General features: G+C 59.3%; 5 protein-coding genes. 2 read left to right on the top strand and 3 right to left on the bottom strand.

Annotated elements, in window-relative coordinates; translation table 11 throughout:
* Nucleotides 1-3,456, top strand: a 3,456-nt coding sequence (locus tag ABX749_RS14310) for a DUF1583 domain-containing protein (RefSeq protein WP_372896572.1), incomplete at its 5' end; no start/stop codon positions are given.
* On the opposite strand, the gene ABX749_RS14305 is transcribed toward ABX749_RS14310, so the two are convergent.
* A complete protein-coding gene (locus ABX749_RS14305; protein WP_372896573.1) occupies nucleotides 3,410-4,939 on the bottom strand; it encodes a TrkH family potassium uptake protein in 1,530 nt (509 codons plus the stop codon). The two genes, ABX749_RS14310 and ABX749_RS14305, sit on opposite strands and share 47 nt — an antisense overlap.
* A 469-nt stretch (nucleotides 4,940-5,408) precedes the next feature.
* Between ABX749_RS14305 and ABX749_RS14300 the strand changes: the two genes are divergently transcribed.
* Nucleotides 5,409-6,152, top strand: coding sequence for an SOS response-associated peptidase (locus ABX749_RS14300; RefSeq protein ID WP_372896571.1), 744 nt, complete (start codon nucleotides 5,409-5,411; stop codon nucleotides 6,150-6,152).
* 167 nt (nucleotides 6,153-6,319) lie between these two features.
* Here the strand turns inward: ABX749_RS14300 and ABX749_RS14295 are convergent, their stop codons facing one another.
* A complete protein-coding gene (locus ABX749_RS14295) occupies nucleotides 6,320-6,892 on the bottom strand; it encodes an ECF-type sigma factor (protein WP_095737444.1) in 573 nt (190 codons plus the stop codon).
* A gap of 50 nt (nucleotides 6,893-6,942) precedes the next feature.
* Nucleotides 6,943-7,807: RimK family alpha-L-glutamate ligase (locus tag ABX749_RS14290; protein WP_372896570.1), on the bottom strand; the 865-nt coding region annotated here is incomplete at its 5' end.

Here is a 7,807-nt window from a genome sequence, read left to right as displayed (position 1 = left end):
TTGGCGGCGCTGCAGTTGATGACGGCCTGTTACCTGGGCGATGATTCCACGACCTCGCTTGCCGACACGTTGTTCGAACGTTTGCCGGCCGAGTCGGAACTGACCGACGAGAACAATCAGACCATCGACCGCGTCAAGGCGACCGCACTGTTTGATCTGTATCCGGTCGCGCGGGCGGCCAGTCGATCGGAGAACAAAGCCGACCATGAGATCGGTGCGCGATTGGTCGGCTACCTCAGCAAGGTGGCCGAATCCGCCAACGACTCGTCGATCGCGTTGGCGTTGGCGGAGATCAGCGGAGACGCGTCGCAGTCCATTTCCCGAATCTTGGATTTGATCACCGCCCAGTCCCAACCGAATGCGCCGCTGTCGCAAGCGTCGGTCGATCGGTGTTTGCAGGTCGCCAAGGACGCCGCCAAGGCCGGTGAGATCGACACCTCGATGCGGGCCTTGCAATTGGCGTTACAAAACGGCCCGCCGCTGCGCAAATTGTCGACCGGAGGCGATGCGTTTGCGATCACTTCGTCACGCAATCAGCCGGTGTTCAGCTCTCGCGAACAGCAGACGGAAATGGATCTGTTGGCCGACAAGGTTGACGCCGTGACCGATGCGTTGTCCCAAGCGATGGGCGTTCCGTTTGAATTCAAGCTCAGTTCTTACCAGAGCGATCGCGACCGGCAAGTCGATCGCCAGGCGATGAGCCGTGTGACCGATGCCTACCTGGAGATTTTCGCCCCGGCCAATCGGCCCGGCACGGTGTTCGACTATTCCCAAAAGATTGCGACGTCTTCCTACGACCGGATCCGATCCGATGACGACATCGTCGTCTCTTCGGCATCGATGGTGCTGGCCACTGCGGCGGCGGCCAGCGGTCGAGCCGACGAGGTTGCGGCGACACTGGAGAAACGTTTGGCATCGGCCGAGCAAAACGTGGAGTTGTCGATCGCGTTGGTTCAACTCGCCTTTGCCTCCGGTCAAATGGAGCGTCTGGCCACGTCGCTGGATCGCCTGATTGAATCCATCGGCAAAGAACTTCCTCCGCTGGGGCAAAGACCCGCCGGCAGCGGGCCGGTCACGACGATCACCAGCCAGATGGCCAGTGAGTCACAAAAGAAGTCGGAAGTGGTCGATCGGGTGATGCACGCGATCTGGCCGATCGTTGCGTCGGATTTGATTAGCGATGCGAAAAACAAAGGTGATGCAAGTTTGGCTGAGGTCACGAAGCATGTGGCTGAATTGCTCCGGCGCACCGAATCGCTGATCGGTTCAGACAGCTACACCGCCAACCGGCACCGCGAAATCCGCCGGCGGCTCGCGCTGCGGTACGTGGCGATCGCCAAGGCCAGCGGCGATATCCAAGTCATCGACGACTACATCCAATCCGAGTTGGACACGATCGAGACGCAGCCCTACCCCAGTGGAGTCGACCTGCAAGATTACAAGCGGCGCGCCCTGGAGCGGATGACGGTCAGCATGATCGATGACGGATTGACCGATCAGATGGATCCCGTTTTCCGCCAAGCCATCACCAAGCATTTCAACACCCAACGCAACTATTCCAATCGGTTTGAATCCCACGTCTGTCTGGCGATCTCACAGTTGCCCACCGACAAGCAAATCGAGTTGTTGCAGAAGCTGACGTTCGGCCGCGACGGTGACCATCCGATCGCGTACTTCGACGCGCTGGTCAGCTACGAGATTCCGCCGCCGCTGGTGCGACGACAGCACCCGAAGCTCGATGCAGTCATCAATCTTCCGACCAGCACCGAGGACTATCCGGTTGTCAATTCGTTGGTGATGTTGATCGATGCCGCAGTCGCGGCGGGGCAAACCGAGTCGGTCATGGAGCATCTTCAGCGAAATCGACAAGCCGTCGGTGATGAAGCTGACATGGCGGCGGCATTATTAAGATTGGCGGCGGCCAAATCGAACGACGACGAAACCGATGCGGTGCTCAATGAAATCGCACCGACGTTGCGCGCGGTTGGTGATCGGTTGGCCCAAAACCTTCCCAAACAAAACGACAAGAGTCTTCGGTTCCCGGCATTGGAGACGCATTTGATCGTTCGTGCGGTTGAAGCGGGGCTTCCGGTCGCGATTGCGGAACCGATGATCCGCAACGTGAAAACCTACGCGATTCGCGGACAACGAAACTTTATGGTTTCTGCCGTGGCCCGCGCGACGGCAAAGATGGGCGTCGGTCGCGCGGCGGGCGCGACGACCGATTCCCCGTTGGAACATTTTGATGTCGTCCCAATCTCCGCGCGTTATCGCGGTGATAACGTGCGATTGCCGCCGCTCTATGCCGTCAGTCCCGAAGGCTGGATCAGCGGGACCAGTGGGTATGAACAGTCGCACTTGATGTTCAAGTATCCGCTGAGCGGTTCGTTCACGTTCTCGGCGGAGATCGAAGACGGGGGCTGGGGCGAAGCCGACATCGCCTATGGGGGTGTGATCTACCAAGGCAACGGATGGCAACAAACGGCCAAGATTTTGGGGATGGGCAATCGCGGACTGGTCGAGTTCAAGGTCGGCGCGATACGCCATGGCAAGCCCAACGTCGAAGCGGTTTCAGTCTCGGCCGATCGCGTTCAAGCGTTGTGCAATGGCGAGCCCTATGTCACTGACACGGCGACGGGGTCGTATCCCTTCGTCTCGGTCCATCACCACAAGTTCCGCACGACGAAGTTTCGTGACGTGCGATTCTCGGGATCACCCACGATCCCCGACGAAGTCAATTTGATCGATCCGACCATGCGTGGCTGGGGCGTGCTGACACGTGGAAAGTCGATTCCAAAAATGTTGCTCCCGATCGGGCCGAAGCAAAACGAGCAGTCGATCCTCAAGTTCCGTGAAAAGATGGAAGCGGACTTGGCGAAGGGGCCTTTGGCGGATGGGTGGAGTGTTCGCGAGGGACAATTGCACTACAACGGCAAGCGTGCCAGTTCCGGTGGCCGGGCGAGCGAGTCGGCCAGTCACATCGAATACCTGCGACCGATTCAGAATGGGGAATCGATCGAGATCGATTTTTATTGGAAGACCGGGGAAACGGAGTTCTCACCGACGATCGGACGAACGGTGATGCGATTGGGGCCGGAGGGAACGACACCGGATTGGATCAGCGCTAACGGAGACTTGGCATCGGTCGGGTTCATCAATGTGGCAAACGTCGACCCGCCCTATTCGGCCATCGCGGCGGACAACGTGCCGAAGGATGACGCTTGGAATACGTTGGTCATGTCACGCGACGGCGATCAGTTGTCACTGACGCTGAACGATCAGCCGCTCACAGCGATCCCGGTCCGCGGTCACGAACGACCGGGCATTTACCGCCACGAGAAGTGTGACGTGACCGTCCGCAAGATTCGATTGACGGGCGATTGGCCCGACGAGGTTCCGGCGGAGTTGATTACGTCCTTCGCCAGAAGGTCGGGAAGACCAACACCAGCACGCTGAAGACTTCGACGCGACCGAGCAGCATCAACCAGACGAACAGGAACTTGGCGCCTTGGCTGAATCCGGCGTAGTTCTGAGTCGCGCCGACGACACCCAGTCCGGGGCCGATGTTGTTGAGCGTGGCGGCGACCGCGCTGGCACAATCGAGCAGTTTTTCGTCCAGCGTGTTGTCTTCGACCATCTCCGCTGATTCTTCGGAATAGCCCCACGTCGAGCTCGGTTCGAAGGTGACCAACAGCATCCATGAGGCGATGAAAATTCCTAGGATCAAACAGAAGTAGACCATGATGCCGCGGAGCATCGCCGGATCGTCGGCGGTGGTGCCGCCGATCCGAATCAGCCGGACGACGCGGGGACGATACGAAAGTTCGATCTCGCGGAGCAGGATTTTGTAGAACAGCACGTGCCGAATGACTTTCATTCCACCGCCGGTGCTGCCGGCGCATCCGCCGATGAACATCAACACGAGCAGGCTGCCGCGGGCAAAGTTATTCCAGCGATCGAAGTCGGCCGTCCCGTAGCCGGTGGTCGTCATCACCGAGACGACTTGAAACAGCCCGTTGCGAAAGCCTTGCCCGAGGGATTCAAAGCCGACGTCACCGGCGCGCATTCCGAACAGCAAAATACACCCGCTCAGTCCGGCGATGATTCCGATAAAGGTTTGAAACTCCACATCTTGAAACAGCTGCCGCGGCCCGCCCATCAGGGTTAAATACAGCAAGGTGAAATTGGTGCCGGCCAGGATCATGAAGACGATGGTGGTGTACTCGATCAGTGGGCTGTCGAATCCGCCCAGGGATCGGTTGTAGGTACTGAACCCACCGGTGGCCATGGTTCCGAAGGCGTGACAGAGTCCGTCAAAGAGCGTCATGCCTTCGAGCATGTAGATCGCCGTCAGGATCGCGTTGAGGCCACAGTAGATACCGGCAAAGACGAGGGCGGTGTGTTGCATCCGGGGCATGCTGCCTTCTTTGCTCGGTCCCGGCATTTCGGCGCGGACCATCGCCTTGCCCGCAGATCCTTGACCGAGGATGGCGACGAACAACACGACGATCCCCAGTCCGCCCAGAAAGTGCGTCCAGCTGCGCCAGAAGAGGATGCAGTGCGGCACGGAGCTCGGGTTCTCCAAGTCCGTCAGGATGGTCGCGCCGGTCGTGCTGAAGCCGGACTGCGATTCGAACATCGCTTCGATGAACGTGATCGGTTGATCGGCAGCGATTTCGGTTCCGGCCAAGTAATACGGCAACGCGCCCAACACGGTCGCCAGCACCCAACTGAGTCCGACGACGGCCATCGCTTCCTTGCGAAACAGCGGTTTACCGCGATTGCCGCGTCCGCTGACCAGCAACAGCGTCCCGACCAACAAGCTGATCGCCATGCTCAAGACCAGGCCGCGAATCCCCTCGCGTTCCAACGCCTCGGCCGCAGGCAGATGGGTGCGGTTGGCCAGCAACGGAAACGCAAACGGCAGGCTGAAACTCATCGATCCGCCGATCAGCAGACAGACGATGCCAAGCACACGGCTGAGAAGTCGAAAATTCAAGGCTTGCGGGTCCTATCGGGGGAATCAGCTGTTTTCGCCAGGATTGTAGTGCGTTTGTGCAGAATGTCGCGGGTGGCGATTGGCATCCGGTTTGCTTTTCAAAACTCCCGGCCTCGAAAAACCCTTCCCCAGGGGATGAACGACGGCTAGGCGGTCGGCGCTGGAGGCGGCGTCGATCGCCACTTTTACGGTGTTTTCCCGCGTCTTGATCGGGCTGATTCGGGCCAGAGGCGGTGCCGAGACCATGCGGCAACCGGTGCATTTTGCAACACGCAAATTGATACACTTGGTTGGGGCCCCGACGGCGTTAGCGGAACGGCGTGAGCCGTGCGGTGGAGGCGTTGCAAACGCGTTGGCGGACCGGAGGGCTCGCGCCCTACCGCTAACCGCAAATTGGGGACTCTTTATCGTGTGTGGTCGCATCAATCTTCGCACTCCCTCGGCCGCGTGGACGCAAGAGTTCTTGCCGCTGTGGTCGCAAGAGGAGATTGCCGCGAAGGCGGCCGAGTATGAAAGCACCGCGCGGTACAACATCGCGCCGACCCAACAGGTGTCTTGCGTGCGGGCCGCCGCCGATGGCCCTCGACGCGAGTGGGTGATGCTGCGGTGGGGGCTGGTTCCGTCCTGGGCCGATGATTTGGCGATCGGCAATCGGATGATCAACGCCCGCAGCGAGACGGTGCACGAAAAGCCGTCGTTCAAGAAAGCGTTTGCCAGTCGACGTTGTCTGATCCCCGCCGACGGGTATTACGAGTGGATGAAGACGGCCGATGGAAAGCAGCCTTACCTGATCGAGCCCGTCGATGGCGGCGTGCTGGCGCTTGCGGGTCTTTGGGAACGCAACCGCAAGATCGAGGGCGACGACCGGCCGATCGAAACGTTTACGATTTTGACCACGGCCGCCAACGAGACGACACGGTCGATTCACGATCGAATGCCCGTGATCCTCGATCCCGACGGGCAAGCGGCATGGCTGGAACAGGATCGCGACGATCCGAGTTCCCTGCGCGAATTGCTGCGGCCGGCGCCTGTGGATCTACTGACCGCCTTTCCTGTGTCAAAGATCGTCAACAGTCCGCGCAACGACGTGCCGGAGTGCGTCGAGCGAATCGAATTGCCGGACGGGTCATCACAGCAGCAGGATTTGTTTTAATGCTGCGTCTACTTTTAGATTTGGAGTGCCGCAATTACCACTGAGCCCACGGATGGCAGCGCGAACCCACGGATTTTCGGCACCCTGTCATCCGTGGGTTCGCGCTGCCATCAGTGGGTATTATTTTCGATGGTTAGCCCAGTAAAAAAGCTAACGTCAGTCGCTCTCTACTCCTCTCGCAACTGCTGATACAGCTTCGCGCGAGCCAGTCGCCAATCTCGTTCGACGGTCCCCTCGCTGACGCCCAAGACTTCGGCGGTTTCGGGAATCGACAGCCCGGAGAAGAACCGCAATTCGACGACTTCGCGCTGCCGCGGCGAGTCCTTTTCGAGCACTTCCAGAGACGCTTCCAAGTCTTCGAATCGGCAACCGTTGCTGGTTTCGAAATTTTCCAGCACGACGTCCAGCGAACCTCGTTGGTACTCGCCGCCACGTTTGGTCGTGTTCCGTCGTCGCGCGTGGTCGATCAAGATCTGACGCATCGCGCGGTTGGCGGCGGCGAAGAAATAGCGTCGGTCGGTCGCGTTGCCGATCGCATCGGAATCGAGCAACCGAATGCAGGCTTCGTTGACCAGCGCCGTGGCTTGCAGCGTGTGGTCGCTGCGCTCGCGACGCATCAGCGCCGAAGCCATCTGTCGAAGTTCGCTTTGGAGTTGTTCGAACAGTTGTTCTTTGACGGAATCGTTGCCGCGTCCGAGTTCACGCAGCATCATCGAGACGTCGTTGGGGGGCTGATTCATTCCTGCCGACCTTGCAAATAGCGGTGAAAGCCAGGCGGCAGTGTACTCTTTCAGACCAAAAACTCCAAAATGGCGTCGGCAAGCTTGTTTTCGCAGGCGTCGTCGAACGCCACGAACATCGGGAACGAGTTGATTTCTAAGAAAACGGGATCGCGAAATCCGTCGCGGCAACGGAAGTCCAACGCGCAGTAATCGAAACCGATTTGTTCGACCAATTGATGGATCGACGGGGCGAGTTCCGGCGGGACCTCGACTGCGTGGACGACCACGTTGTCGTCGGTCCGGTAATCAATTTCGGTCGTTTGCAGGTGAAACGCGTGCAGGTTTCCGCCGATCGAGAAGACCCGCACGTTTTCGCCGTCGAGTCGTTCCTGGACGAATTGTGGCGTCCGTTCCATCAATCGCGACGGATCGTCGATCACGTCGCGGACGATGATCGCATGGTCGCCGCCGGCGAGCGGTTTGATGATTTTGGATTCGGGGTCGGGAATCGATTCCAGTGGCGACAGGTCACCCAGTACGGTGGTTTGTGGAATCACAAACCCGCAGTCGCGGGCGCGGACCAAATTGCGTGACTTGTTGTTTCCATCGCCGACGGTGCTTCGGTTGAGCAATCGAATCGCAGGCCAAGCCAGTGCAAACGATTCGGCGACGTCGTAAGCGGCGTGGTTGGCGACCGCGTCGCAGTCAAACACGTTGAAACGCAGGAACATCGCCGCAGGCCGCAACGCTACGTCGCCGAAATCAATTTCGGGCGTTTGAAAATCCCAGGCGATCTGGCGAGCGTCCGGCCGGTCGGTGTCCCAGAAGAAATAGTCGACGCCACGCAGGTGGGCTTGGTCGACGATGCGTTGGGTGTTGGGGTCGGATTCACCGCCGACGATCACCAGGTCTGTGTTGCGCGCGTTCATCTTT

Source organism: Stieleria sp. (assembly GCF_041595215.1).
In the GTDB taxonomy this organism is placed as follows: domain Bacteria; phylum Planctomycetota; class Planctomycetia; order Pirellulales; family Pirellulaceae; genus Stieleria; species Stieleria magnilauensis.
Note: the sequence above shows the minus strand (reverse complement) of the source record. Positions and strands in the feature narration are given on the sequence as shown.

Coding starts and splice junctions, on each gene's coding strand:
- ABX749_RS14305 (WP_372896573.1), bottom strand. CDS start 4,939: ATGAGTTTCAGCCTGCCGTTTGCGTTTCCGTTGCTGGCCAACCGCACC.
- ABX749_RS14295 (WP_095737444.1), bottom strand. CDS start 6,892: ATGAATCAGCCCCCCAACGACGTCTCGATGATGCTGCGTGAACTCGGA.